The following is a 23,568-nucleotide window of genomic DNA, read 5'->3' as shown; positions in this document are numbered from 1 at the left end:
TCCCCCGGACCGCCCGATTCCGTTCACCGGCCGCCCTCGCGCCCGGCGGACGCCCGTACCCGCCCCGACGTGCGCGTACGTCCCCGGCGGGAACGATCCGCCGCGTGGCCCGCCCGCACGGGCAGCGCGCGGTCAGGTCCGGCGGATGAGGTCCAGCAGCACGCCGTACGGCGGACGCGTGGGGTGGAACGGCGCGAAGTGGCCCGCGCCCGGCAGCAGATGGAGCCGTGCGCCCCAGTTGTTGGCGTACCGCCGGGAGAGCTCGATCGGCACCTCCAGGTCGGCGGTGCCGTGCACCACCTCCACCGGTACGCGCGGCAGCAGCCGCATCGGATCGGCCTCCGGCAGCAGCTCCTTGACCCCGTTGTGGCCGCCGAGCAGCTCGGTGACGGCGCCGTCGCTCAGCCCCATCTCGTACGCCCTGGACAGATCGGCGACCGGGGCGACGGTGATCACCCGGTCCGCCGCGCGGTCGCGGTGCGCGGCGGCCCACAGCGCGAGCTGGCCGCCCGCGGAGTGGCCGAGCAGCACCTTCGGCGGCCCGCCGAGGTGGTCGAGGGCCGCGTTCACGTCGTCGGCGGTCTGCGGCCAGCCGCCGTCGCCGCCCACCCTGCGGTACTCCACCAGCTCCACCGAGAAGCCCGCCTCGCCCAACGCATGGGCGAACGGGGCGAGATGGCGCCGGTCGTACGCCTCCCGCCAGTAGCCGCCGTGCAGCACGGTGACCCGCGGGCCGCTGCGGCTGCCGTACCGGTCGACGATGTGCGAGGGGTGCTTCCCGTACACCTCCGACGACACCGGCGCGGGACGCTCCAGCGCGTTCAGCGCGGCCCATTCCTCGTTGCTGTTCACCCGACGACCTCCCCCAGGACCCGTGCGGCCCTCTCCGTATCGGTGAACGAGGTGTACAGCGGAGTGAAGCCGAAGCGCAAGATCCCCGGGCGGCGGTGGTCGCCCACCACGCCCCTGGCGATCAGCTCGGCCATGACCGTTTCCGCGTCCTCGCAGCGCAGCGAGATCTGGCTGCCGCGTCGGGCGTGCTCGCGCGGGGTGACCAGCGAGAGCCGGCCCCGCGGGACGTACGCCTCGACGCAGCGCAGGAAGAAGTCGGTCAGCGCCAGCGACTTGGCCCGCACCGCCGCGATGTCCACGCCGCGCCACACTTCGAGCGCGCTCTCCAGCGCCAGCATCGAGAGCAGGTCGGGGGTGCCGACGCGCCCCTTGCGGACGTCCGCGGCCGGCTCGTACCGCGAGGCCATCGCGAAGGGGTCGCGGTGGGAGTTCCAGCCGGGCAGCGGGGAGTCGAAGGCGGCCTGGTGGGCGCGGCGGATGTAGAGGAAGGCGGGGGCGCCGGGACCGCCGTTGAGGTACTTGTACGTGCAGCCGACGGCCAGGTCGACGCCGTGCTCGTCGAGCGCGACCGGCAGGGCCCCGGCGCTGTGGCACAGATCGGCGACGACGTACGCGCCGGCCCGGTGGGCGGCTGCGGTGATCGCCGGGAGGTCGTGCAGCTCCCCCGACTGGTAGTCGACCTGGTTCACCAGCAGCGCCGCGGTGCGCGGGCCGACGGCGGAGGCCATCTCGGCCGGAGCGACGGGCCGGAGCGTGTGGCCGGTCATCCGGGCGGCCGAGGCGGCGACGTAGCCGTCCGTGGGGAAGGTGGCGGCGTCGACCAGGATCTCGTCCCGGTCCGCGTCCGCGAGCCGGGCAGCGGCGACGACGGCCTTGAAGACGTTCACCGAGGTGGAGTCGCCGACCACGACCTGGCCGGGCGCGGCACCGACGAGCGGGGCGATCAGCTCGCCGACCCGCTCGGGCGCCTCCCACCAGCCGGACTCGGTCCACGAGCGGATGCGCAGCCGTCCCCACTCCCGGCCGATCACCTCGGCGACCCGCCCGGCCACCGCGCGAGGCAGCGCGCCGAGGGAGTTGCCGTCCAGGTAGACGCCGGGTGCGTCCGGGCCGCCCTCCGCGGAGTCGGGGCGCACCGCCGACCGGGTCGCCGACGTCGGCCCGCTCGTCTCCGTCGGCTGGGTCGCCGCCGGACCGACGTCGTCGAGGACGAACTCGGCGCGCAGCGGGGCGAGTTCGTCGGAGGCGTCCAACCGCCGGGCCTCCGCCCGGAGTTCCGCGGAAGCGGCGGAGCCGTCGGACCGCGCGGCGGGTCGGGTGCCGGCCTCGGGACCGGGGTGCTCAGACATAGCTGCGTGCCGTCCACAGTTCGGGGAAGACGTTCTTCTGCGCGCGCCGCTCCAGCCAGGCCACACCGGCCGAACCGCCGGTGCCGACCTTCGACCCCATCGCCCGCCGGGTGGCGACCAGATGGTCGTTGCGCCATCGCCAGACGAGTTCGGCGACCTCGGTCAGGCCCTCGCCGAGCCGCGCCTCGGGCGTCGTGGGATCGCCCTCGTACACACGGGTCCACACCGACTCCACGGCCGGCTGCGGCTCGTACCGCTGGGCGAGGTCGCGGTCCAGGACCGCGTCCGGGATGTCGTGGCCGCGCCGCGCGAGGAAGCGCAGCACCTCGTCGTAGAGGCTCGGCTGGTGCAGCGCCTTCTCCAGCTCGTCGTGCACCCGGGGCGCGCCCCGGTGCGGCACGAGCATGGAGGACGCCTTCTCGCCGAGCAGGAACTCCATCCGGCGGTACATCGCCGACTGGAAGCCCGAGCCCTCGCCGAGGGCGGAGCGGTAGGAGTTGAACTGCGCGGGGGTGAGGTGGGCCAGCGGCTCCCACGAGGCGTTCAGCGAACGCAGCTCGTAGGTGGAGCGGGTCAGCGCGGCGAGCGCGGTCGGGACGTCGTCCCCGCGCAGCGCCTTCGCGGCCGTCTCCCACTCGTGGACGATGACGGTGAACCACAGCTCCATGACCTGGGTGGTCACCAGGAACACCATCTCGCCGGGGTCGTCCGACAGCGGGTGCTGGAGGTGGGTGAGGACGTCTGCCTGTACGTAGTCCTCGTAAGGGGTCGTACCGGCGAAGTCCAGGTTCGGGGTCTCCGACATGAGGTCTCCGTTGAGGAAGGGTGCCCGGGGTCTCCGGTCCGCCCGGGCGACCCGGGCTCCCTCGGATCATCGCCGGGCACGGGCACACCCGGCAAGCGGCGGTACGCACACGGTCCGCCGGGAACGCGGGCGCCGCGACGGCCCGCGGCCGGGCACGGCACGGGCGGCGTCCGCGCGCGAACGGGCACGGGAGCCGGACGGGGGCGGGGGCGGGACAGGGCGGGGGCGGGGAGGGCCGGTGGGGCCGGCACGGGTACTACCCGGAGCGGCGTGCGCGGGCAGCCGTCCGGGCCGGTCGGGCAGCCCCGCACCGCACCGCGGACGGCCGCCCGGTGGACGGCTGTCCCGGTGCGCCCGGGGCGGACTCAGGAGAGGGTGGCCGCCGCGGTGGGCGAGCTCTCCTTGAGGAAGGTCGTGCAGCGCTCGTACTCCTCGTCCTCGCCGATCGCCTTGGCGGCGCGGGCGAGTGCGTGCAGTGCGCGGAGGAAGCCGCGGTTGGGCTCGTGCTCGAACGGCACCGGGCCGTGGCCCTTCCAGCCGTTGCGCCGCAGCAGGTCCAGGCCGCGGTGGTAACCGGTACGGGCGTAGGCGTAGGACTCGACGGTGCGGCCGGCGTCGAAGGCGTCGTCGGCGAGCTGGGCCCAGGCGAGGCAGGACGTCGGGTGCTTCGCCGCGACATCGGCGGGAGCGGTGCCGCCGGCGAGCAGGTCGCGCGGCTCCGGGTCCTCGGGAAGGTGGGTCGGGGGCGGTCCCCCGAGCAGGTTCTCGTGATTGACCATGGTGCCAAGTGTGCCTTGCCCGGCTCGGCGCGGGCGGGGCAGGGAGCACACCTCCGCCCGCCGGCCGGAGACCCGCGCCGCCGCGTCCGGGGCGACGTACGCCGGCACGCCCCGCGGAACGCGCGTGACCCCCGGCGCGAGGGCCGGGGGTCACGGAGATCGACGGACCGGGAACGTCCGCGACGCCCGGTGCGAAGCCTCACTTCATGCGCGTACCGGTGGAACGCAGGTCGGCGCAGGCCTTGGTGATCCGCTCGGCCATGGACGCCTCGGCGAGCTTGCCCCAGGCGCGCGGGTCGTACGCCTTCTTGTTGCCCACCTCGCCGTCGATCTTCAGCACGCCGTCGTAGTTGGCGAGCATGTGACCGGCGACGGGGCGGGTGAAGGCGTACTGGGTGTCGGTGTCGAGGTTCATCTTCACGACGCCGTTGTCCAGCGCGGTGGCGATCTCCTCGGCGGTCGAGCCGGAACCGCCGTGGAAGACGAAGTCGAACGGGTCGGCCTTGCCGTGCTCGGCCGCGACGCCCTGCTGGAGGTCCTTGAGCAGCTCGGGACGGAGGACGACGTTGCCCGGCTTGTAGACGCCGTGCACGTTGCCGAAGGAGGCGGCGAGCAGGTAGCGGCCCTTCTCGCCCAGCCCGAGCGCCTCCGCGGTGCGCAGCGCGTCGTCGACGGTGGTGTACAGCTCGTCGTTGATCTCGTGGGTGACGCCGTCCTCCTCGCCACCGGTCGGGGTGATCTCGACCTCGAGGATGATCTTCGCGGCGACCGCGAGGGCCAGCAGCTCCTTGCCGATCTCCAGGTTGTCGGCGAGGGTCTCGGCGGAGCCGTCCCACATGTGCGACTGGAAGAGCGGGTTCTCGCCGCGCTCCACGCGCTCGCGGGAGACCTCGAGCAGCGGGCGGACGTAGCCGTCCAGCTTGTCCTTGGGGCAGTGGTCGGTGTGCAGCGCGATGTTCACCGGGTACTTCTTGGCGACGATGTGCGCGTACTCGGCCAGCGCGACGGCTCCGGTGACCATGTCCTTGCTGTACTGGCCGCCGAGGAACTCCGCGCCGCCGGTCGAGATCTGGACGATGCCGTCGCTCTCGGCCTCGGCGAACCCGCGCAGCGCCGCGTGCAGGGTCTGCGACGAGGTGACGTTGATGGCCGGGTAGGCGAACTTGCCGGCCTTCGCCCGGTCGAGCATCTCGTTGTAGACCTCGGGGGTTGCGATGGGCATGTGTCCGCTCCTTGGGAGATGTGCACGTGTGCGGGGTGTGAGTTGAGTCCAGCCCTGACCGTTGGGGCGACGTCATCGTCGGGGGCCATCCTTCCAGACGCACCGCCGAGCGCCCCAGGGGCCGCCCCCGTGCACCCGCCACCGACCCGCACACGGCCCCGGCCTGCGGCGCCGCGCCGACGTGACGGGACGCCGCGCCGGGCTGCGGTCAGCGGGACGGGGCAGCGGGCCCGGGCGCGGTCAGGGGTCAGGGCAGCGGGACGGGGCGCGGTCAGCGGGACGGGGCGCGGTCAGCGGGACGGGGCGCGGTCAGCGGGACGGGGTCGGTGCGGCCTCGACCGTCGCGCAGCCCTCGCGCCGCATCCGCTCCTCCCCCCAGTCGCCGAGCGCCGCGAGCGCCTGGTTGAGCGTGCGGCCGTGCTCGGTCAGCGAGTACTCGACCCGCGGCGGCACCTCGGCGTACACCTCGCGGTGGACGAGCCCGTCCGCCTCCATCTCCCGCAGGTGCTGCGTCAGCATCTTCTCGCTCACCCCCGCCAGAGCACGCCTGAGTTCGCCGAAGCGGCGTACGCGGTGGGAGTCGAGCTCCCAGAGGATCAGGCCCTTCCACTTGCCGCTCATCACGTCGAGCGCTGCGTCGATTCCACAGATGTAGGGCCCGCGCCTCAGCACTCCGGCCATCTCTGCTCCCCCTTACGAATTGGTCAGTACCGCAGAAAATAGTGGGTACTTCCGGCAGCGGCGAGACTCTTCGAGCATGGCGGTGTGAACAGACAACAGGGCTCCAACGACGCGAAGAACACCGCTGTGACCGTGATCGGGCTCGGTCCGATGGGCCGGGCGATGGTCCGCACCCTCCTCGCGGCAGGGCATCCGGTCACCGTGTGGAACCGGACTCCGGGCCGGGCCGACGGCGTCGTCGCCGACGGGGCCGCGCTCGCGGCCACGCCCGCCGAAGCGGTCGAGGCGAGCGGCCTCGTGATCCTCAGCCTCACCGACTACCGGGCGATGTACGACATCCTCGGCGACGCCACCGCCTCGCTCGCCGGCCGGACACTGGTCAACCTCAGCTCCGACACCCCCGACCGCTCGCGCGAGGCGGCGGCCTGGGCGGAGGGCCACGGCGCCACCTTCGTCACCGGCGGCGTCATGGTCCCCCCGCCGATGGTCGGCACCGAGGCGTCCCACGTCTACTACAGCGGGCGCACCCGACCGCCGGAGAGCCATCTCGCCACGCTGGCGCTGCTCGGCGCGCCCCGCCCGCTGGGTGAGGACCCGGGACTGGCCCAGCTGATGTACCAGGCCCAACTCACCGTTTTCCTCACCACCTTGTCCGGGCTGATGCAGGCCACCGCGATGCTGGGCGCCGCGGGGGTGAAGGCCGAGCACGCGCTGCCGGAACTCCTCGCCTCCACGGCCGGGGTCGGCGACATCCTGACGTCCGGTGACGAGAGCCCCGGCTCCGCGATCGACGCCGGAGAACACCCCGGAGAGCTCAGCACCGTCACCATGATGGGCGCAACGACCGACCACATCGTCGAGACCAGCACCTCGCTCGGCCTCGACCTCGCGCTTCCCCTGGCCGTGCAGGCCCACTACCGGCAGGCCATCGGCAACGGACACGGCGGCGACAACTGGACCCGCATCATCGACGGCATCCGGGAGCCCGGGACGATCGCACGCTGAACCCGGCAGTCGGGCGGGCCACGCGTGGCGGGCGGTGTTCAGCCCAGGTCGAGGTCGGCGAGGTCGTACGCCGAGAGGTACGTCAGCCCCGCCTCGGCCATCGCGCCGGCCGCGCCCCGCTCGACGATCGTCGCGACCGCGACGACCTCCGCGCCGGCTTCCCGGGCGGCCTCGACAGCGGTCAGCGGCGAGCCTCCGGTCGTCGAGGTGTCCTCCACGATCAGCACCCGCCGCCCGGCGATGTCCGGGCCCTCGATACGACGTTGCAGCCCGTGCGCCTTTCCGGCCTTGCGGACGACGAAGGCGTCGAGCCGGCGTCCGCGCGCGGCGGCGGCGTGCAGCATCGAGGTGGCGACCGGGTCGGCGCCGAGCGTCAGCCCGCCGACGGCGTCGAAGTCCAGATCGGCGGTGAGGTCCAGCATGACCCGACCGGCCAGGGGCGCGGCCTCCGCGTCCAGCGTGATCCGGCGGAGGTCGACGTAGAAGTCGGCCTCCTTGCCGGAGGAGAGCGTCACCCGCCCGTGGACGACGGCCTTCTCCTTGATCAGCCCCAGCAGCGCGGACCTCGGCCCGCTGTCGGCCGTGCCCGTACCGCTGTTCTCGCCCGTCACGCTCGTGTCGCTCGTCTCGCTCATGGGCACCGAGCGTAGCGCGGGCGGGCCGACCGGCTTCCCGGGCGGGTCGGCGGTCACTGCGGAGTGCGCCAGCTCCAACGGCTGCCCAGCTCCAACGGCGCGATGGGGGTGACCAGTTGGGGATGGGTGTTGAGCCCGTTGGGCGGACCGGACTGCGGTTCGACGCACACCGCGTCCTCCGGCTTGTCGTAGACGACCACCCACTCGGCCCGGCTGGTGATCTGCAGCTCCAGCTCGTCCGGCCAGGTCAGCGTGGCGTCGACACCGTCGGGCATGCCGAAGCAGTCGTCCCAGCGGCCGGTGCCCGCGTCCTCGGTGGCGAGCGCGGCCTCGTCCAGACGGTGGCCGGTCGGAATGTGGTCGGGTCCGCGCTCCTCGCGCCAGGCCGGGGCGAAGTCGAGCCGCACGTCACGGCCGCCGAGGCCGAGGTTGCGCCGGAACCACGGATGCCAACCCACCTGCGCGGGAAAGGAGTTGTCGTAGGTCTCGACGCTGAGCGTGTAGTTGACGCCGCTGCCGTCCTCGTCCAGCTCCACCACCTGGTTGACGGTGGCGGCCCACGGCCAGGGGTCGCCCAGCTCGCAGACGAAGGAGGCGCTGCGCTCGTCCGCGCGGACGGTGCGCCAGGGCCGGTCGTTGACGAGGCCGTGCAGCGCGTGCTCGCCGTCGTTGAGCGGCAGTTGGTGCAGATCGGCGCCGTTGCGGAAGCGCCCCTGCGCGGTGCGTCCGCACCACGGCGCCATCACGAAGGAGCCGTGTTCGAGCCCCTGGAGCAGCAGTTCCTTGCCGCCGACCCGCAGCGAGGCCGTCCGGCAGCCCTCCGAGGGGCGCAGCAGCAGCTCGGCGTCGCCGGCGGTGAGTCGTACGTCAGTGGTCTGGGTCGTCACCCTTCGAGACTAGGCCAGGTCGTACGACGGCGTCGGCAGCACAGCACACAGCCGGGCAGCGCCCGACCGGTCCCGGGCACGGATACGGGCGGCGGGACCGGGCCGGGCGGCGGGACGCGGTTACGGGCGGCGGGACGCGGATGCGGGACGGGTACGGGGCGCGGGCGGCTCGGGTCAGCGGTTGCGGCGGCGTACGGCCCTGCTCAGGACGACCACGCCGGCGACCGCGAGCGCCGCGGCGGGTGCGGCCCAGCGCAGCGTGGCGCCGGGCGCGGTCTGCGCCGGCGGCGGTACGGGGGCGTACCGGCCGCGCGGCGGCGCGTGGTCGACCTCCTCGGCGCTGCGGCCGATCATGGTGCGGCGCGCGTGCGCGGCCTCGGCGGGCGGTGCACCGGGTGCGGGGATCTCCGCGCCCCGCGGCAGCCCGGGCGGAGTCCCGGAACCGTCGGCGTCGCCGTTGCCGAAGGGGTCGTCGAAGGGGTCCCGGGAACCCACCGGGGTCTCCTCGGCGCCGGACGCGGTGCGGTCGGCGTCGGAGGGGTCGGTGCCGGACGGGTCGCCCTCGTCGGAGGTCCGGTCCAGCGACGGCGGGGGGATCTCGGTCTCGAACACCGAGAGCCCGGAGTCCTCGTCGTGCACGGCCTGCGGCGGCTGGTCCTGCCCGCCGCTCTCGCCCGCCGCACCACCGGTCGCCTCCTGCGGTGCCGGGGCCTCCTCCGACGTCTCCTCCGCATCGGCACGGGCCCGGGCCGCCTCGGCCTCGCCCGCAGCCGGCTTCGCCGCAGCCTCGGCGTCGGTGGTCTTCCCGTCGGTGGTCTCGGCGTCCGGGGTGGTGGCGTCCGGGGCGGGGATGCCCGGGATCACCGGCGCGTTGTCGTCCCCGGGCGGGTCGGCGGCGAGGCTGTCCGCCAGCGATTCGGCGAAGCGGTCCAGCAGCCGGCGCCCGGCCGCCCGCAGTTGCTTCTCCTCGAACTCGGCGATCCGGCCCTGCCCGCTCGCCGCACCGGTGAACGCCAGTACGGTGCCGGACTCCTCGGTGCCGCTCCGCGCGGCCTCCCGCGGTACGACGGTCAGCTCCATCCGCGCGGTACCGGCGCCGCGCGCCTCGGTGCCGTCGGCCTCGACGACGAAGCCGGGCTCGCGTGCGGTCAGCCGGAGCGTGCCCCGGTAGGTGACCGTGGAGCCGCCGATCCGGACCCGCAGACGGCCGCGCACGACCACCTCGTCGACGCCGTCGACCTCGTCGGCGGCGGTCCGCTCCCCGGCAGCGCCGGTCGCGTCGCCGGCTGTCGCGTCGCCGATCGCCGTGGCGTCGGGCCCACTTGCGGCCCCGGCCTCAACCGTCAGCCCCGGTACGCACCGCATCCCGCGCTCGGCCTCGGCGAGCGCGGCACGCACGGAACCCACGGGGAACGGAACGTGCACCTCATGCTCCATGCCCGGAGCCTACCCACGGCCCACCGAACATGCGCCGCCCTTGCACCGGGACACCGCGGAGAGTCGAAACTCACCCCTGTGGCCGGGCGCACCGGGCCAAATGCCGAGCGCCGCAACGGAGTTCACCGCCCTCCGGAACACCTCCGGAACACCTCCGGAACGCCTGCGGCACCTGACTGCGCGGTCTGCGGCAGGAGCCCGCACGCCGTCGCGCAGGGCAGGCGAGGACGGAACGAAGGTTCACGAAAGGCGGGGGGCGTCGAAGTCCGCAGGGAGACGAACCCGGAACGGAGGACCCGGGCGGGCGGCCGGACGGAGCAACCGGGCGGTGGGCGGGCGGTGGGGCCGGCCGGGCGGTGGGGCCGGCCGGGCGGTGGGGCCGGCCGGTCAGAAGCGGGGGTGCAGGAGAGTGGAGGCCGGGAGGTCGGCGTGCCGGTGGTCGGCGGCCGTCGCGGCGGCCCGCCGCAGATCGTCCTCCGTGAGCCGGTCGGGCCGGTGCGCCGAACCGGACAGCCGAAGCGCCGGCCCCCCGGCGGCCGTGGCGCCGCCCTCCCCGGAGCGGGCGCCCAGCAGGAACCCCCAGTCCTTCGGCGGGTCCTCCGCACTGCTGCGCTGCGGGCGGTCCGGCGAGTTGCCGAAACCGGAGAGCCGACCGTCGAGGGCGTACGGGGTGGTGACCAGCCCCGCCGCCCGCAGGGTGGCGTCGATGGTCCAGAAGGTGCGCGGGTCCGCCGCGACCGGGCCCGCGTGCACCGCCAGCCGTCCGCCCTCGGCGAGCGAGCGTCCCAGCAGCCCGTAGAACTCCAGCGAGTACAGCTTCGTGCTCGTGGTGAGCCGCGGGTCGGGCAGCGCGGAGACGATCACGTCGTACGGCCCGCCCCCGTCCCGGTCGCCGCCGCTGTCGCCATCGCCGTCCCCGTCGCCGCCGCCGCTGTCGCCGTCGCCGTCGTCGCCGTCCGGGAGGTGGTCGCGGAGCCAGCGGAAGGGGTCGGCGCTGACCCGGCGCACCCGGGGGTCGTCGTGCGCGCCCTCGTTGAGCGTGCTCAACTTCGGGTCCCGGCGGGCGAGTTCGAAGAGTTCCGGGTCCCGGTCGACCACCGTCACCCGGGAGACGTCCGAGTGGCGCAGCACCTCGCGGAGCGCGAGTCCGTCGCCGCCGCCCAGTACGAGCACACGTTCCCGGCGGCCGGTCGCCATCGCGGGGTGCACCAGGCCCTGGTGGTGCCGTGCCTCGTCCGAGCTGCACACCCGCAGCCGGCCGTCCAGGAAGAGTTCGAGGCTGCTGTCCGGGTCGGCGTGGGCGGCGCGTTCGCCGGCCGCGGCGCCGTCGGTGAGCACGATCTCCTGGTACTCGCTCTGCACGGCGACCCGCACCGCGCTGCCGTACACCGCCCGCCTGGCCGCCTCCTCGAAGGCGGAGGAGGCACCGACCGCGCCGAGCAGCAGCGCCAGCACCAGCGCGTTGGCGAGCAGCAGCCGGTTGCGGGTGCGGCGGCTCAGTTCGTGCCGGAAGAGCCACAGCACGACCACTCCCCCGGCGAACACGTTCACCACTCCGACCAGCAGCGCACCGGTCAACTGCCCGAACATCGGCAGCAGCAGGAAGGGGAACGCCAGCCCGCCCACCAGCGCTCCCACGTAGTCGGCGGCGAAGAGGTCCGCGACCGCACCCCCTATGTCCTGCTCCCGGATCCGCTGGATGAGGACCATCAGCAGCGGCATCTCGGCGCCGATCAGCACGCCGATCAGCAGCGAGAAGACGACCAGCGCCGTACGGGACTCGCCGAACCACGCGAAGCAGGCGTGCAGCGCCATCACCGAGCCGCCGCCGACCAGCGCGAGCAGGGCCTCGATGAAGCCGAAGCCCGCCGCCGCACGGGCGCACAGACGTTTCGCCAGCAGCGAGCCGATGCCCATCGCGAAGACCATCATGGAGAGCACGACGGATGCCTGGGTGATCGAGTCGCCCGCCAAGTACGAGGCGAGCGCGACGAGTTCGAGCTCGTACACCAGGCCGCAGGCAGCGCAGACGAACACCGAGGCGAGCACCAGCAGCCTGCCCACGCCCGGCCGCACCGGCAGCCGGACGCCCTCCCCGGCCGACTCGGCCTGCTCGACCTGCTCGACCTGCTCGACCTGCTGAGCCTGGTCCGCCGGCCCGGCCTGCTGCGCCTGCTTCACGTTCTCCGCCTGCTGCGCGTCGTCGCCCGGGCCGCCGGTGTGGCCGGCCTGCTGCGCGGCCTCCGTGGCTGCGGCGGCTCCCGCCTCCGGGCCGGATCCGCGCGAGCCGGGCGACGGCGCGACGGCCGGGGACGGCACGGCGGCCGGAGAGGGGGCGCTGCCCGGACGGGAGCGGGGTGCGCCGCCGCGGGCCCCGGCCGGCTCGTACGACGGCGCGCCCGTCCTTCCTGCGGTCCCGGGCGGCGCGGGCTTGTCGATCATGCCGTGAACGCTACGTGAACGCCCAGCTTCGTCATGTCACGTACGGAGAAGGGCAGTTGGCGACGGACTCCGCCCTCGACCGCACCTGCGGCCGACCCCTTCCGTGCGCCGCCGCACCCTCGCGTTCGAACAGCCCCGCACACCCGGTGTGACGGCGCCGTCCACCGGCCGCGGACGCCGTCCGCGCCGCCGACTCCCGCGAACGGTCCCCCGGCCGGACGCCCCGCGAGGCAGCTCCCGTAGCCCGGGTACGTCACGCCATGGACGCTTCGCGTACCTCGCCCAACGTACGTACGGCGATCCTCGTGCGCGTCGCCACCAGCCGGCCCTCCTGCGGGTACGAGTGCCAGGTGCGCCAGGACACCTGCCCCTCGGCTCGCTGCACCAGCAGCGCGGTGAACGCGTGCGGGCTGCCGGGGAAGTTGCCGGCCAGTCCGTGCGGATGGTCGGCGACCAGCGCGAGCAGCTCCTGGGCACGGCCGGCGAAGGAGCCGCTGGAGAGCGTCTCGACGCGGGCCGCGAACTCGTAGTCCCAGATGCCCACTCGCTTGGAGACGCCCACCGGCAGCGGCGCGCTGCTGCCCGGCATGCACGCGACGGTCTCGGAGCAGACCTCGCCGTCCTCCTCGACCAGCACCTGGTGGGAGGCGCCGAGGAGACGCAACTGCACCCGGGTGGCGTCCAGTTCGAGGTCCAGAGTGGCCAGGGACGGCAGCGGTTCGTGGCCGAGCGCCCAGGACAGGTCGCTGGAACGGGTGTCGGAGTAGGCGGTTTTCAGGGTCGTGAGCATGGGTCGGCTCCGCAAGCACATGTGAAGGATGAACGGTCGTCACCCCTCGGTCTCCACCTCGGGACGAGCAATCGCCGGGTCATGCCCACTGGGGTCCGGACAGGACTTCACCGAATCATGAATTGCGTCAAGTCCACAGCGTTTTTACCCAACTTCGTAGGGTTTCCATACGCCAGGGGGCAGGGGTGGTCAGGTGTTCAACGAGGCAATCCATCACATCGAGTGACTGCCCGGGCAGCACGAGCCGTACGACTCGAACATCTCCGCGGAAACCGGCAACGGGCCTGATCCGACGCCACCGACGACACCAATACCGCCGACGCCGCCCGACCGGGCCCGTGCGAGGTGCGCACCGGTCTCAACCGAGTTGCGCGGGCGGGCCGTTGGAACGAGATCCGCCGTTCCGCCCGGAGACCGCGCCCCGACAATCCCGTCCGTGGTGCCACCCGTCGCGGCCGTCCCGCAACGCCGACCCGCAACGCCGACCCGCAGCGCCGTCCCGCGCGTCGCGACGGCCCGGACGCACCGGCTGCGAGGGGCGGCTCGACGCTGTCCGCCGCCGCCTCAACTCGCCGCGCGCACAGGCCCGTTCAACGCACTCGACCGGCCCGGAGGATCAGCAGCCCGGAGGATCAGCAGCCACCGCCACCGCCGCCGTCACCGCCGCCGCTGCTTCCGCCGCTGTCGCTGCCACCACCGCAGTCTCCGCCGCCGAAGAATCCGCCGGACCCGCCGTCGTCCCCGCCGGTGCTCCAGAACGGGGTGTGGGACGCACCGGCGGCCCGAGCCTTCCCCTGCGCCCGCCCAAGTCGCATGGCCAGCATGCCGACCACTCCGCCGACCAGCACCATCACTCCCACGACTGCCAAAGTCACCAGCATCGCAACTCCCCCTGTTTCGACCGTCGTTCGGTACAGCCGCGTTCGCGACCGCCCGGATCCGCACCGTGCCGGCCGGCCTTGCGCTCCAACGGCCTTGCCCGCACGGTGAGTTCGACGCCCCGGTGCCCGACGCGGTTCCCGTCCCGGACACCGCGACGCCTCCGCCGGTCCTCCGCCGCCCTGCCGGTGTGCCGCGTCAACCAGCGCGAACGACACGGCGCGCCCACCCGCCGGGCCGGTTGAGGAAGGCCACCCGATCACCGAGGATGAGCCGTATGGGACGACCACCGCTGAACCGACGACTCGCCGAGTTCGGGACGACGATCTTCGCCGAGATGTCGGCCCTGGCCACCTCCACCGGCGCGATCAACCTCGGGCAGGGCTTCCCGGACACCGACGGCCCCGAGGAGGTCCGCGAGGCGGCGGTTCGGGCGCTGCGGGACGGCCGCGGCAACCAGTACCCGCCGGGCCCGGGCGTGCCCGAGCTGCGACGGGCCGTCGCCGAGCACCAGTCGCGCTTCTACGGGCTGTCCTACGACCCCGACACGGAGGTTCTCGTCACCGCCGGTGCGACCGAGGCCCTCGCCGCCTCGCTGCTCGGCCTCGTGGAGCCCGGTGACGAGGTCATCGCGCTGGAGCCCTACTACGACTCGTACGCCGCCGGGATCGCCATGGCGGGCGGCACCCGGGTGCCCGTCACACTGCGCCCGGACGGCGAGCGGTACCGCCTCGACCCGGACGAGCTGCGCGCCGCCGTCACCGACCGCACCCGGCTCATCCTCCTCAACACCCCGCACAACCCCACCGGCACCGTGCTGGACCGCGACGAGCTGGCGATGATCGCCGAACTCGCCTGCGAACGCGACCTGTTGGTGGTCACCGACGAGGTGTACGAGCATCTGGTCTACGACGGCGAGCACGTTCCGCTGGCGACCTTCGCCGACCGCTTCCCCGAGCTGCGCGAGCGGGTGCTCACCATCTCCTCGGCCGGGAAGACCTTCAACTTCACCGGCTGGAAGGTCGGTTGGGTGACCGGCGCACCCGAGCTGGTGAGCGCGGTGCGGGCGGCGAAGCAGTATCTGACCTTCGTCTCCGCAGGACCGTTCCAGTACGCGGTCGCCGAGGCACTGCGGCTCCCCGACTCGTACTTCGCGGAGATCCGCGACGACCTGCGAGCCAAGCGGGACCTGCTGAGCGCGGGACTCGCCGACGCCGGCTTCCGGGTCTTCCGGCCGGCCGGCACGTACTTCGTCACCACGGACATCCGCCCGCTCGGCGAGAACGACGGCATCGCCTTCTGCCGTGCCCTTCCGGAGCGCGCCGGCGTGGTGGCGATCCCCAGCGCCGTCTTCTACGACCACACGGAGACGGGCGCCCCCTGTGTCCGGTTCGCGTTCTGCAAGCGCGCCGAGGTACTGAGGGACGCGGCGGAACGGCTCCGCAAGGCATTCGCGCACTGACCACTGCCCTACGGGGCCAGTCGTCGCATTCCTCGTTGCCTGCCACCCCTCACCCGCCAGGGACTTGCGCCGGAGACGCCCCGGTCTCGGCCGTCGTTTTGACACTTGCCGCACCGCCCAGCTCCACGTCACAGCGGCGCATGACCGCGGCGGCGGTCGCCGCAACGCCCGCCGCCGACGCCCGGACATCGAGTCCGCCCGACGTCAGGAGTGCTCAGGTGTCAGGAGTGCTCAGGTGTCGTAGACGGTGGAGCGATGCCCTACGTGTACGACCCACACCACCAGCTCGCCGTTGTCGATTGTGTAGATCACGCGGTAGTCGCCCACCCGTAGGCGGCGCCGGTCAGGCTGGGAGACGAGGGCCGTGGTGTTGCACCCCGTCGAGTCGCCCTCCAGTTCGGTCAGCTTGACCAAGATGCGGAGGGCCATGTCTCGCGGGACCTTGCGGAGCTCGGCCTGAGCCTCGGGCCGGAAGACGGTGCGGTACTCACTCACTGCGCGCCAGCGTCTCCCTCATGATGTCCTCGATCGGGATGCCGGGTGCCGGGTTGCTCATGCGCTCGTCGATGATCCGGTTGATCTCGCGCTCTTCCCACTCCTGGTACTTGCGCAGCACCTCAATGGACACCACGGCGGCGACCTGCTTGCCGCGCCGAGTGATGACGGTGGGTACATCGTCCCTGTCGGCCCGCTCCACGACTTCGGCGAGGTGTGCCCGGACATCGCGAATGGACTCTATGGGCATGGGCTGCGTCATGCGCCCAAGAGTACCGAATGTCGCATGTGTACACAACAGCTTCGAGAATGCACTCCTGTCGGCCCGCATGCCAATGAGTGCGTGAACGTGGAGTGGACTGGGTGACCGGCGCACCCGAGGTGGTGAGCGCGGTGCGGGCGGCGAAGCAGTATCTGACCTTCGTCTCCGCAGGACCGTTCCAGTACGCGGTCGCCGAGGCACTGGCCCTGCCCGACCGGTACTACACGGAGTTGGCCGACCGGCTGCGCACCACCCGCGACCTGCTCAGCGAGGGTCTGCGAGAGGCCGGCCTCACCGTGTACCGGCCGGCCGGCACGTACTTCGTCACCACGGACATCCGCCCGCTGGGCGAGAGCGACGGGCTCGCGTTCTGCCGCGGGCTGCCCGAGCGCTGCGGCGCGGTCGCGATCCCCAACGCGGTCTTCTACGACCACCGCGAGGAGGGCGCGCACTTCGTACGATTCGCCTTCTGCAAGCGTCCCGAGGTCATCCGGGAGGCCGGCGCCCGCCTCGCCCGCCTCGCGGACCGCCCCTGACCCGACCCCGGTCGGCGCGGACCGGCACGACGGCCCGGCCTCCACGGGCCGGCACGACGCCGGGCGGCGCGGCGGCTCGTGCGGCGGTCCCGCGCACGCCGAGACCGGTCGGCATGCAGCCCGCACAACTCACAGGGCACTGGGGCGAGTTCGGAGCCGGTCGGCGCAGTGGGAGCCGGTGGCGGGGCAACCGGTACGGGGAGGCGGACGCGGCGGGGGCGCCTGACCGTCTGCCGGCCGCTCCGTCGCCCAACTGCCCCGGCGCGCACCACCCTTCGCACGGATGCTCCAGCGCGTCCGGCGTACCCGGTCGGCCCGGCCTCGACCGCTCGCCGACCCCGGCGGGCTACGTTGGGCGTGCCCGGCGGAACGCCGTCAGCGGGTACGCGGCCCGGTACGCGCGAGGGACAGACGGACGTACAGCCCGCACGTACTTCCGGCACCTGCGGTCGGGCCCGGCACCGGAAGCGCGGCGGCCGGCCGCGAAGCACCGCCAGAAGAAGGGAAACAGCGTCACCGCACGCGACTCTGCACCGCAGCGAGCGCGCCGGAGACGCCGGGACCAGCGTATGGAGTGGTACGACCCCGCCGACGAGCCCGAGGGCGACCAGTGCGAGTGGTGCCAGGGCGGTGGAGCAGTGGCCCGCGCCACGGCGTACGTCGCCGGGCCGCATCCGTTCCGGGGCCCGATGGAGACCGTCCACCACCCGGCGGAGTGCAAACACTGCCGGGGCACCGGCATCTACGACTCGGCGCTCGACCCGACGCTGGAGCACGAGTTCCGCCGACGCCGCCGCTGACTCCGACGACGCCGACGCCGGCCCGACCTCAGGGCCCGGACCTCCGCCCGCCCCCAACCTCCCACCCGTACAACGGCGTTGGCTCCGAGCCCGTGGGGGCCCGGAGCCAACTGTGCTCAACCGCCCCGCGCGCCGGGGGAGTTCGGGCGCGCGGACGTTCGCGCCGTCAGTCCTGGTGGACGCGGCCGACGGTGAGCGGAATGCGCTTGAAGTCCGCGTCGCTCTTGAAGTGCAGGGCGCTGCCGAAGTTCTCCTCGACGCTCGCCTTCTCCGACTCGTCCGGGTAGGCGTTGGTGCAGTCCGTTCCGGCGCTCGCGCCGGACATCAGGCTGGTGCACGGGCCGGGCTTGATGTCCGGCAGACCGAGGATGTGGCCCAGCTCGTGCGAGGCGATCCGCAGGGTGTTGTGGCCCTCCTCGACTGCCTGGCGCCCCATCCAGATGCGCCCGTTGCCGAGCGAGGTGGTCTGCGCACGCGGCCAGCCGTCGTCGGCGACGATGGTGATGTTCGCCTGCTCGCCGGCCTCGGCGGGCTCCAGCTGTACGCCGGTGACGCTCTCGTTCCAGACGTCGGCGCCGCCGTCGACGGCCTCGATGAACTCCTCGGCGCCGGAGGCGTCGTAGGTGACGACGGTGGCGGCCTTCTCGGGGGAGCCGGTGGGGGCGACGCCGGCGAATGCCTGGCCTCCGGCAAGGGACAGCAGGGTGGTGGCGCCGAGCACGGCGACCGCACGCAGGGTCTTCTTGGTTGTCACAGTGTCTCCACTCTCGTTCGTGTGGGGGTTGAAACCAGGTGGAAGGACATGGCCCGACCTCGCCGAACTGCCCGCTGCGAAAGGCGAGTCGACTCTCGCAGCAGCGACGGACACAGGGCCGGGCGACGGCCGCGAGGGACACTACTCCGCCCGTCCGCCCCCGTCGACACCCCCTCGTTACCTCACACCGACCCCACACAACCCCGGGGAGGCGCGCGGGAGTCGGACACCTGCCCTCCGTGCAAAGGGACCGGAACGCACGGGCAAAGGGACCGGCACGGCGGCGGAAAAGGGCACACACACCGCCCGGCCTGCACTCGCGGCGCCGCACCCGCAGCCCGGGCCAGGCCCGCCGGCCCCGGTCCGGGCCCGGGAGCGGGCGCACGCCTGGCGCCGATCCGCACTCCTGCTGCCGACGACGGCGGGCCACGTAGCCTCGAGGCATGTTGAAACTGATTCTGGTGCTCGTGGTCGTCGCCGCCCTCGTCGTCACGGTGGTGACCAGCCGTATGGCCCGGCAGCGCCGGGAGGAGTTCTCGCGAAGGTTCCCCGCCTACGAGGACTTCGCGGCGGCGGTGGACGGCCCGAAGATACGCGCGGTGCGGGACAGCGAGGGCATGGTGGCCGCCGTCAAGGCGGTGCGTGCCGACTTCCCGGAGGCCTCGCTGCTGGACTCCAAGCGGTACGTGGACGAGCTGGACTGACGGACGAGCCGGACCGACGGACGAGCTGGACTGACGGACGAGCCGGACCGACGGCTGCCCCGCCAACCCCGTCCGGACGCGACTCGGGCCTGCCCGGACGCGCCCCGGGCGTACCGGGACACCGCCGTACGAAGGCCGGGCCGCTCACGCGCGCACTCCCCGCAACAGCCGTACCGAGCCGGGGAGTTCGCCCGCCGCCCGGGCCCGCCCCGTCCCACTCCGCCCCGGGGCGAACAGGCCGGACGCCCTGTCGCGCGAGCGGGTTGCCTCCCTTTCGGTAATGAACTGCCCTAGCGGTCATCGCAGTTGACCCAAGCCTTGGCCAAGACTCCCCAGGTGCCTCCTGTTGGCTCCGCACGCGTTCATAGGTTCAACTCATGAACCCGAACGAACGTACGGACCACGGTCCGGGAGACTTCGCCGCCCCGACGGCGATCGACACAACCGGCACCGGAGCCCACGCCGGGCCTCGCGCCGGCACCGGCAGGCGTGCGCTGCTGCGCGCGGTGGTCGGCGGTACGGCGGTGGTGGGCGCCGGACTGGCGCTGGGCGGCGGCGCGGTGGCGGCCCCGGCCCGCGGCCGAGGTCTGCTGACGGAGCGGCCGAGCACCCCGGCCGCGGCGCTCAAGGAGCTGGCCGAGGGCAACCAGCGGTGGCGCCGGATGCGCCAGGAGCACCCGCACGAGTCCGAGGAGATACGCCAGGTCCTGGTCTCCGGCCAGAACCCGTTCGCGGTCGTGCTCGGCTGCATCGACTCGCGGGTGCCGCCCGAGCTGGTCTTCGACCAGGGCCTCGGCGACCTGATGACGGTGCGCTCCGCCGGCGAGGTGCTCGACAGCAGCGTGATCGGCAGCGTCGCCTACGGTGTGCTGGAGCTCGACATCCCGCTGATACTCGTCCTCGGTCACCAGTCCTGCGGCGCGGTCGCCGCGGCGGTCGAGGCGGACGAGAGCGGCGAGGAGCTGCCCGGCCACCTCCAGTACGTGGTGGAGCAGATCTTCCCCTCGATCGACCACTCCCAGCACGGCGACGCCCGGGTCGACGCGACCGTGACGGCCCACGCGCTCAACGTGCGACGGCAGTTGGCGGCCGAGCCGGATCTGGCGGAGCGCGTCGCGGACGGCAGGCTGGCCGTGGTCGCCGCCCGCTACGAGCTGGCCGACCAGCGCGTCCACCGCATCTCCTGACCCTCGCCCCGGCCGGCAGCCGCGGCGAGCTCCGTCTCCGGCTCACGCACCGCCTCCGCGGACGCGACGGCGGCCGGTCCCGGGTTCCGCACCCGGGGCCGGCCGCCGTCGTCGTCGAGGAACGCGCGGACTCAGGACTTGGCGTCCCCGGTCCCGCCCTCGCCGTCGGTCTTCTCGCCGTCGCCGCCGTCGGCCTTGGCACCGTCGGCGCCCTCGGCCTTCTCGCCGTCGGCGGACTCGGCGTCCTTCTCCAGGCCGAGGGCCTCCACCAGCCACTTGTCGAACTCGATGGACGCCCGCACCCAGCTCACCGTGGAGGAGACGAAGTGCTCCAGCGCGACGCCCATGCCGATGAGGGTCTGGGCCTCACCGATGAGACGGACGGTGCCGTCGTCGTGGGTGTGGGTGTAGACCTTCGGCCACAGCGTGCGGCGGTTCCAGTCGTCGATCGACTCAAGGAGCTTGCCCTTGTCCTCGATCGGGTGCGGCCGGTCGTAGAAGGTGCGGACGGAGAAGACCTGCTGCTCCTCCTCACCGCGGAACATGAAGTACGTGCGGAATTCCTCCCACGGCGCCGCGAGGTCGCCCTCGTCGTCGACGACGTACTTCAGCTCCATCTGCTCCAGGAGCTGCTTGACGAGCTCCTGGTCCGGGACGACCGGTCCCGCCGGGCCACCGCTCTGCGGCTCTGGCTGCTGGCCCCCGAAGTTCGGAATCGAGGACGGGTCGATGCTCACGTGGAACTTCCCTTCGTACGAGTCCGGCCATCCTCCCTCACCCCCGCCCCTTCGTGGCAAGCCGAACCGGCCACGAAAAGGGCGGGGCGGGGTGCGAAACGGCACGTCCCCGGCACGGACGTCACTCCTGCCCGTCGGGGCGCACCGCGGTGACCCGCAGTCCCCGGCCGTCCTCGCCCGCCGCCGTGACCCGCACGGTGTCGCCGTCGTGGACCTCGCCGCCCAGGATCTTCCTGGCCAGCTGGTCGCCGACGGCGGTCTGCACGAGCCTGCGCAGCGGCCGGGCGCCGTACGCCGGGTCGTTGCCCTCGACCGACAGCCACTCCAGCGCCTCGGGCGAGATGTCCAGGGTCAGCCGGCGGTCGTTCAGGCGCCGCTGGAGGCTGTCGATCTGCAGCTGCGCGATGCGCTCCAGCTCCGGCCCGCTGAGCGCGGAGAAGACCACCAGATCGTCCAGCCGGTTCAGGAACTCGGGCCGGAACGCCGCCCGTACGGCCGCGAGCACCTTCTCGCGCTGCTCCTCGGGCTTGGCCAGCCGGTCCAGCAGATGCTGGCTGCCGAGGTTGGAGGTCAGCACCAGGATGGTGTTGCGGAAGTCGACCGTACGGCCCTGCCCGTCGGTGAGCCGGCCGTCGTCCAGCACCTGGAGCAGGATGTCGAAGACCTCGTGGTGGGCCTTCTCCACCTCGTCCAGCAGCACGACGGTGTACGGGCGCCGCCGCACCGCCTCGGTGAGCTGGCCGCCCTCCTCGTACCCGACGTAGCCGGGCGGGGCGCCGACCAGACGGGCGACCGAGTGCTTCTCGCTGTACTCGCTCATGTCGATGCGGACCATGGCCCGCTCGTCGTCGAAGAGGAAGTCGGCGAGCGCCTTGGCCAGTTCGGTCTTGCCGACGCCGGTCGGACCGAGGAAGAGGAAGGAGCCGGTCGGCCGGTCCGGGTCGGCGACCCCGGCCCGCGAACGGCGCACCGCGTCGGAGACGGCGCGCACCGCCTCGCCCTGGCCGATCAGCCGCTGCCCCAACTCCTCCTCCATGCGCAGGAGTTTCTGGGTCTCGCCCTCCAGCAGCCGGCCGGCCGGGATGCCCGTCCAGGAGGCGACGACGTCGGCGATGTCGTCCGGGCCGACCTCCTCCTTGACCATGGTGTCGCGGGCCACCTCCTGCTCGACCTCGGACGCCTCCACCAACTGCTGCTCCACGGACGGGATCTCGCCGTAGAGCAGCTTGGAGGCGGTGTCGAAGTCCCCGTCGCGCTCGGCGCGTTCGGCCTGGCCGCGCAGCTCGTCCAGCCGTTCCTTGAGCTCGCCGACCTGGTTCAGGGACTGCTTCTCCTTGTCCCAGCGGGCGTTGAGCTGCCGCAGCTCCTCCTCGCGGTCCGCCAGATCGCGCTTGAGCCTGGCCAGCCGCTCCCGCGAGGCGACGTCCGACTCGCTGCTGAGCGCCATCTCCTCCATCTTCATCCGGTCCACGGAGCGCTGGAGTTCGTCGATCTCCAGCGGCGAGGAGTCGATCTCCATCCGGAGCCGGGAGGCCGCCTCGTCGACCAGGTCGATCGCCTTGTCCGGCAGGAAGCGCGAGGTGATGTAGCGGTCGGAGAGCGCGGAGGCGGCCACCAGCGAACTGTCCGCGATCTGCACCTTGTGGTGCGCCTCGTACCGGCCCTTGAGCCCGCGCAGAATCGCGATGGAGTCCTCCACCGACGGCTCGGCCACCAGCACCTGCTGGAAACGCCGCTCCAGCGCCGGGTCCTTCTCGATGCGCTCGCGGTACTCGTCCAGCGTCGTCGCGCCGACCATCCGCAGCTCGCCGCGGGCCAGCATCGGCTTGAGCATGTTGCCCGCGTCCATCGCGGAGTCGCCGCCCGCGCCCGCGCCGACGACGGTGTGCAGCTCGTCGATGAAGGTGATGATCCGGCCGTCGCTCGACTTGATCTCGGCGAGGACCGTCTTCAGCCGCTCCTCGAACTCGCCTCGGTACTTGGCGCCGGCCACCATCGCGCCCAGGTCGAGCGAGACGAGCCGCTTGTCGCGCAGCGACTCCGGCACGTCACCCTTGACGATCCGCTGGGCGAGGCCCTCGACCACGGCCGTCTTGCCGACGCCCGGCTCACCGATGAGGACCGGGTTGTTCTTCGTGCGCCGCGACAGCACCTGGACGACGCGACGGATCTCCTGGTCGCGGCCGATCACCGGATCGAGCCGGCCGTCCCGCGCGGCCGCGGTCAGATCCGCGCCGAACTTCTCCAGCGCCTTGTACGTGCCCTCCGGGTCCGGCGAGGTCACCCGCTGCCCGCCCCTGCTGCGCTCGAAGGCGTCCAGCAGCTTCTTGGCGGTGGCGCCCTGGTCCTTGAGCAACTCGCCCGCCCGGCCGCCCCGTTGGGCGACGCCGATCAGCAGGTGCTCGGTCGAGACGAACTCGTCGCCCAGCTCCCGGGCACGCTGCGAGGCGTCCGCGATGACGGCCAGCAGCTCGCGGTTGGGCTGCGGTTTGGCGACGGTGTCGCCCTGCACGCTGGGCTGTGCGGCGAGCAGCCGCTCCGCACCGCCGCGCAGCGCCGCCTGGTCGGCGTCGACCGCGGCGAGGAGGTCCTGGATGTTCTCGTTGTCGGCCCCCTCCAGCAGCGCGAGGAGGAGATGGGGCGGCGTGATGTCGCTGTGGCCGTCGGTGAGTGCGCGGTTGTTCGCCGCGCCGAGCGCGTCCCGGCTCTTGTTGGTCAGCTCGGCTTCCACGTGCGGTCGCTCCTCCGTGGTGTGGTCGATCTCTGTGTGGTCGGTGTCGGTGTGGTCGGTCTCGGTGACGGCGTCGGCCCGCCGCGGCACGGGCGCCGGGGCGGCGGTCGGGGCGGGCGGTCGTCGGTGTCGTTCGG

22 protein-coding genes and 1 pseudogene are annotated in these 23,568 nt (G+C 73.0%); 6 read left to right on the top strand and 17 right to left on the bottom strand.

The genetic code is table 11. The features are described 5' to 3' along the window. Positions 1-132: 132 nt before the first annotated feature. The 6 genes from MTQ01_RS02660 to MTQ01_RS02635 form a co-directional block, all read right to left on the bottom strand. Entirely contained in the window at positions 133-852 is a 720-nt protein-coding gene (locus MTQ01_RS02660) for an alpha/beta hydrolase (protein ID WP_247486660.1), read from the bottom strand. Beyond that, entirely contained in the window at positions 849-2,201 is a 1,353-nt protein-coding gene (gene kynU / locus MTQ01_RS02655; RefSeq protein ID WP_247486659.1) for a kynureninase, read from the bottom strand. Before kynU ends, MTQ01_RS02660 begins: the two co-directional genes overlap by 4 nt. After that, positions 2,194-3,006 (bottom strand): tryptophan 2,3-dioxygenase family protein, encoded by an 813-nt coding sequence (locus MTQ01_RS02650; protein WP_247486658.1) that lies wholly within the window; start codon positions 3,004-3,006, stop codon positions 2,194-2,196. Before MTQ01_RS02650 ends, kynU begins: the two co-directional genes overlap by 8 nt. Before the next feature lie 365 nt (positions 3,007-3,371). After that, positions 3,372-3,785 (bottom strand): DUF3151 domain-containing protein, encoded by a 414-nt coding sequence (locus MTQ01_RS02645; RefSeq protein WP_247486657.1) that lies wholly within the window; start codon positions 3,783-3,785, stop codon positions 3,372-3,374. A 199-nt stretch (positions 3,786-3,984) separates the two neighbouring features. Next, entirely contained in the window at positions 3,985-5,007 is a 1,023-nt protein-coding gene (gene fbaA / locus MTQ01_RS02640; RefSeq protein ID WP_247486656.1) for a class II fructose-bisphosphate aldolase, read from the bottom strand. A gap of 309 nt (positions 5,008-5,316) precedes the next feature. Next, the gene (locus tag MTQ01_RS02635) at positions 5,317-5,688 is read right to left on the bottom strand and encodes a helix-turn-helix domain-containing protein (RefSeq protein ID WP_247486655.1); all 372 of its coding nucleotides are present in this window, start codon (positions 5,686-5,688) and stop codon (positions 5,317-5,319) included. Positions 5,689-5,772: 84 nt separating this feature from the next. Between MTQ01_RS02635 and MTQ01_RS02630 the strand changes: the two genes are divergently transcribed. Then, on the top strand, positions 5,773-6,693 hold the full coding sequence (locus MTQ01_RS02630) for an NAD(P)-binding domain-containing protein (RefSeq protein WP_308294349.1): 921 nt from the start codon (positions 5,773-5,775) through the stop codon (positions 6,691-6,693). Positions 6,694-6,731: 38 nt separating this feature from the next. Here MTQ01_RS02630 and pyrE read toward each other — a convergent pair whose 3' ends face one another. The 6 genes from pyrE to MTQ01_RS02600 form a co-directional block, all read right to left on the bottom strand. Then, complete coding sequence (gene pyrE / locus MTQ01_RS02625; protein WP_247486654.1) at positions 6,732-7,328, bottom strand: orotate phosphoribosyltransferase; 597 nt, start codon at positions 7,326-7,328, stop codon at positions 6,732-6,734. A 53-nt stretch (positions 7,329-7,381) separates the two neighbouring features. Continuing rightward, the gene (locus MTQ01_RS02620) at positions 7,382-8,215 is read right to left on the bottom strand and encodes an aldose 1-epimerase (protein ID WP_247486653.1); all 834 of its coding nucleotides are present in this window, start codon (positions 8,213-8,215) and stop codon (positions 7,382-7,384) included. 174 nt (positions 8,216-8,389) lie between these two features. Further along, a complete protein-coding gene (locus tag MTQ01_RS02615) occupies positions 8,390-9,652 on the bottom strand; it encodes a serine/arginine repetitive matrix protein 1 (protein ID WP_247486652.1) in 1,263 nt (420 codons plus the stop codon). A gap of 387 nt (positions 9,653-10,039) precedes the next feature. Further along, positions 10,040-12,094 (bottom strand): polyamine aminopropyltransferase, encoded by a 2,055-nt coding sequence (locus tag MTQ01_RS02610; protein WP_247486651.1) that lies wholly within the window; start codon positions 12,092-12,094, stop codon positions 10,040-10,042. A 253-nt stretch (positions 12,095-12,347) separates the two neighbouring features. After that, positions 12,348-12,884, bottom strand: coding sequence for a DUF2617 family protein (locus tag MTQ01_RS02605; protein WP_247486650.1), 537 nt, complete (start codon positions 12,882-12,884; stop codon positions 12,348-12,350). A gap of 632 nt (positions 12,885-13,516) precedes the next feature. Next, complete coding sequence (locus tag MTQ01_RS02600) at positions 13,517-13,765, bottom strand: hypothetical protein (protein WP_247486649.1); 249 nt, start codon at positions 13,763-13,765, stop codon at positions 13,517-13,519. A 275-nt stretch (positions 13,766-14,040) separates the two neighbouring features. Between MTQ01_RS02600 and MTQ01_RS02595 the strand changes: the two genes are divergently transcribed. Continuing rightward, positions 14,041-15,225 carry a pyridoxal phosphate-dependent aminotransferase gene (locus MTQ01_RS02595; protein WP_247486648.1) on the top strand — a complete coding sequence of 395 codons (1,185 nt, stop codon included), beginning with the start codon at positions 14,041-14,043 and terminating at the stop codon, positions 15,223-15,225. A 231-nt stretch (positions 15,226-15,456) separates the two neighbouring features. Here the strand turns inward: MTQ01_RS02595 and MTQ01_RS02590 are convergent, their stop codons facing one another. Further along, on the bottom strand, positions 15,457-15,720 hold the full coding sequence (locus MTQ01_RS02590) for a type II toxin-antitoxin system RelE/ParE family toxin (protein WP_247486647.1): 264 nt from the start codon (positions 15,718-15,720) through the stop codon (positions 15,457-15,459). Further along, the gene (locus tag MTQ01_RS02585) at positions 15,713-15,982 is read right to left on the bottom strand and encodes a type II toxin-antitoxin system Phd/YefM family antitoxin (RefSeq protein ID WP_247486646.1); all 270 of its coding nucleotides are present in this window, start codon (positions 15,980-15,982) and stop codon (positions 15,713-15,715) included. Before MTQ01_RS02585 ends, MTQ01_RS02590 begins: the two co-directional genes overlap by 8 nt. A 92-nt stretch (positions 15,983-16,074) precedes the next feature. On the opposite strand from MTQ01_RS02585, the pseudogene MTQ01_RS02580 reads away from it, so the two are divergent. Both MTQ01_RS02580 and MTQ01_RS02575 read left to right on the top strand, forming a co-directional pair. After that, a pseudogene (locus MTQ01_RS02580) lies at positions 16,075-16,518 on the top strand (aminotransferase class I/II-fold pyridoxal phosphate-dependent enzyme); the annotation flags it as partial. A 569-nt stretch (positions 16,519-17,087) separates the two neighbouring features. Next, a complete protein-coding gene (locus tag MTQ01_RS02575; protein ID WP_247486645.1) occupies positions 17,088-17,318 on the top strand; it encodes a hypothetical protein in 231 nt (76 codons plus the stop codon). 166 nt (positions 17,319-17,484) lie between these two features. Here MTQ01_RS02575 and MTQ01_RS02570 read toward each other — a convergent pair whose 3' ends face one another. Then, the gene (locus tag MTQ01_RS02570; protein ID WP_247486644.1) at positions 17,485-18,072 is read right to left on the bottom strand and encodes a snapalysin family zinc-dependent metalloprotease; all 588 of its coding nucleotides are present in this window, start codon (positions 18,070-18,072) and stop codon (positions 17,485-17,487) included. 443 nt (positions 18,073-18,515) lie between these two features. Between MTQ01_RS02570 and MTQ01_RS02565 the strand changes: the two genes are divergently transcribed. Beyond that, complete coding sequence (locus tag MTQ01_RS02565) at positions 18,516-18,776, top strand: hypothetical protein (RefSeq protein ID WP_247486643.1); 261 nt, start codon at positions 18,516-18,518, stop codon at positions 18,774-18,776. A 377-nt stretch (positions 18,777-19,153) separates the two neighbouring features. Then, complete coding sequence (locus MTQ01_RS02560; RefSeq protein WP_247486642.1) at positions 19,154-19,963, top strand: carbonic anhydrase; 810 nt, start codon at positions 19,154-19,156, stop codon at positions 19,961-19,963. A 131-nt stretch (positions 19,964-20,094) separates the two neighbouring features. On the opposite strand, the gene MTQ01_RS02555 is transcribed toward MTQ01_RS02560, so the two are convergent. Together MTQ01_RS02555 and clpB are read right to left on the bottom strand one after the other, a co-directional pair. After that, a complete protein-coding gene (locus MTQ01_RS02555) occupies positions 20,095-20,700 on the bottom strand; it encodes a YbjN domain-containing protein (RefSeq protein WP_247486641.1) in 606 nt (201 codons plus the stop codon). A 121-nt stretch (positions 20,701-20,821) separates the two neighbouring features. Continuing rightward, a complete protein-coding gene (gene clpB, locus MTQ01_RS02550; RefSeq protein WP_247486640.1) occupies positions 20,822-23,431 on the bottom strand; it encodes an ATP-dependent chaperone ClpB in 2,610 nt (869 codons plus the stop codon). Between the last annotated feature and the right edge of the window lie 137 nt (positions 23,432-23,568).

It is taken from the genome of Streptomyces sp. XM4193 (assembly GCF_023072595.1).
GTDB lineage: Bacteria > Actinomycetota > Actinomycetes > Streptomycetales > Streptomycetaceae > Streptomyces.
This window is presented reverse-complemented; position numbering and strand designations above follow the sequence as displayed.

Excerpts from the sequence above, each read along its gene's own strand:
- MTQ01_RS02645 (WP_247486657.1), bottom strand. The coding sequence starts at position 3,785 with ATGGTCAATCACGAGAACCTGCTCGGGGGACCGCCCCCGACCCACCTT.
- fbaA (WP_247486656.1), bottom strand. The coding sequence starts at position 5,007 with ATGCCCATCGCAACCCCCGAGGTCTACAACGAGATGCTCGACCGGGCG.
- kynU (WP_247486659.1), bottom strand. The coding sequence starts at position 2,201 with ATGTCTGAGCACCCCGGTCCCGAGGCCGGCACCCGACCCGCCGCGCGG.
- MTQ01_RS02605 (WP_247486650.1), bottom strand. The coding sequence starts at position 12,884 with ATGCTCACGACCCTGAAAACCGCCTACTCCGACACCCGTTCCAGCGAC.
- MTQ01_RS02600 (WP_247486649.1), bottom strand. The coding sequence starts at position 13,765 with ATGCTGGTGACTTTGGCAGTCGTGGGAGTGATGGTGCTGGTCGGCGGA.
- MTQ01_RS02635 (WP_247486655.1), bottom strand. The coding sequence starts at position 5,688 with ATGGCCGGAGTGCTGAGGCGCGGGCCCTACATCTGTGGAATCGACGCA.
- pyrE (WP_247486654.1), bottom strand. The coding sequence starts at position 7,328 with ATGAGCGAGACGAGCGACACGAGCGTGACGGGCGAGAACAGCGGTACG.
- MTQ01_RS02585 (WP_247486646.1), bottom strand. The coding sequence starts at position 15,982 with ATGACGCAGCCCATGCCCATAGAGTCCATTCGCGATGTCCGGGCACAC.
- MTQ01_RS02610 (WP_247486651.1), bottom strand. The coding sequence starts at position 12,094 with ATGATCGACAAGCCCGCGCCGCCCGGGACCGCAGGAAGGACGGGCGCG.
- MTQ01_RS02650 (WP_247486658.1), bottom strand. The coding sequence starts at position 3,006 with ATGTCGGAGACCCCGAACCTGGACTTCGCCGGTACGACCCCTTACGAG.
- MTQ01_RS02575 (WP_247486645.1), top strand. The coding sequence starts at position 17,088 with ATGGAGTGGTACGACCCCGCCGACGAGCCCGAGGGCGACCAGTGCGAG.
- MTQ01_RS02595 (WP_247486648.1), top strand. The coding sequence starts at position 14,041 with ATGGGACGACCACCGCTGAACCGACGACTCGCCGAGTTCGGGACGACG.
- MTQ01_RS02560 (WP_247486642.1), top strand. The coding sequence starts at position 19,154 with ATGAACCCGAACGAACGTACGGACCACGGTCCGGGAGACTTCGCCGCC.
- MTQ01_RS02615 (WP_247486652.1), bottom strand. The coding sequence starts at position 9,652 with ATGGAGCATGAGGTGCACGTTCCGTTCCCCGTGGGTTCCGTGCGTGCC.
- MTQ01_RS02565 (WP_247486643.1), top strand. The coding sequence starts at position 18,516 with ATGTTGAAACTGATTCTGGTGCTCGTGGTCGTCGCCGCCCTCGTCGTC.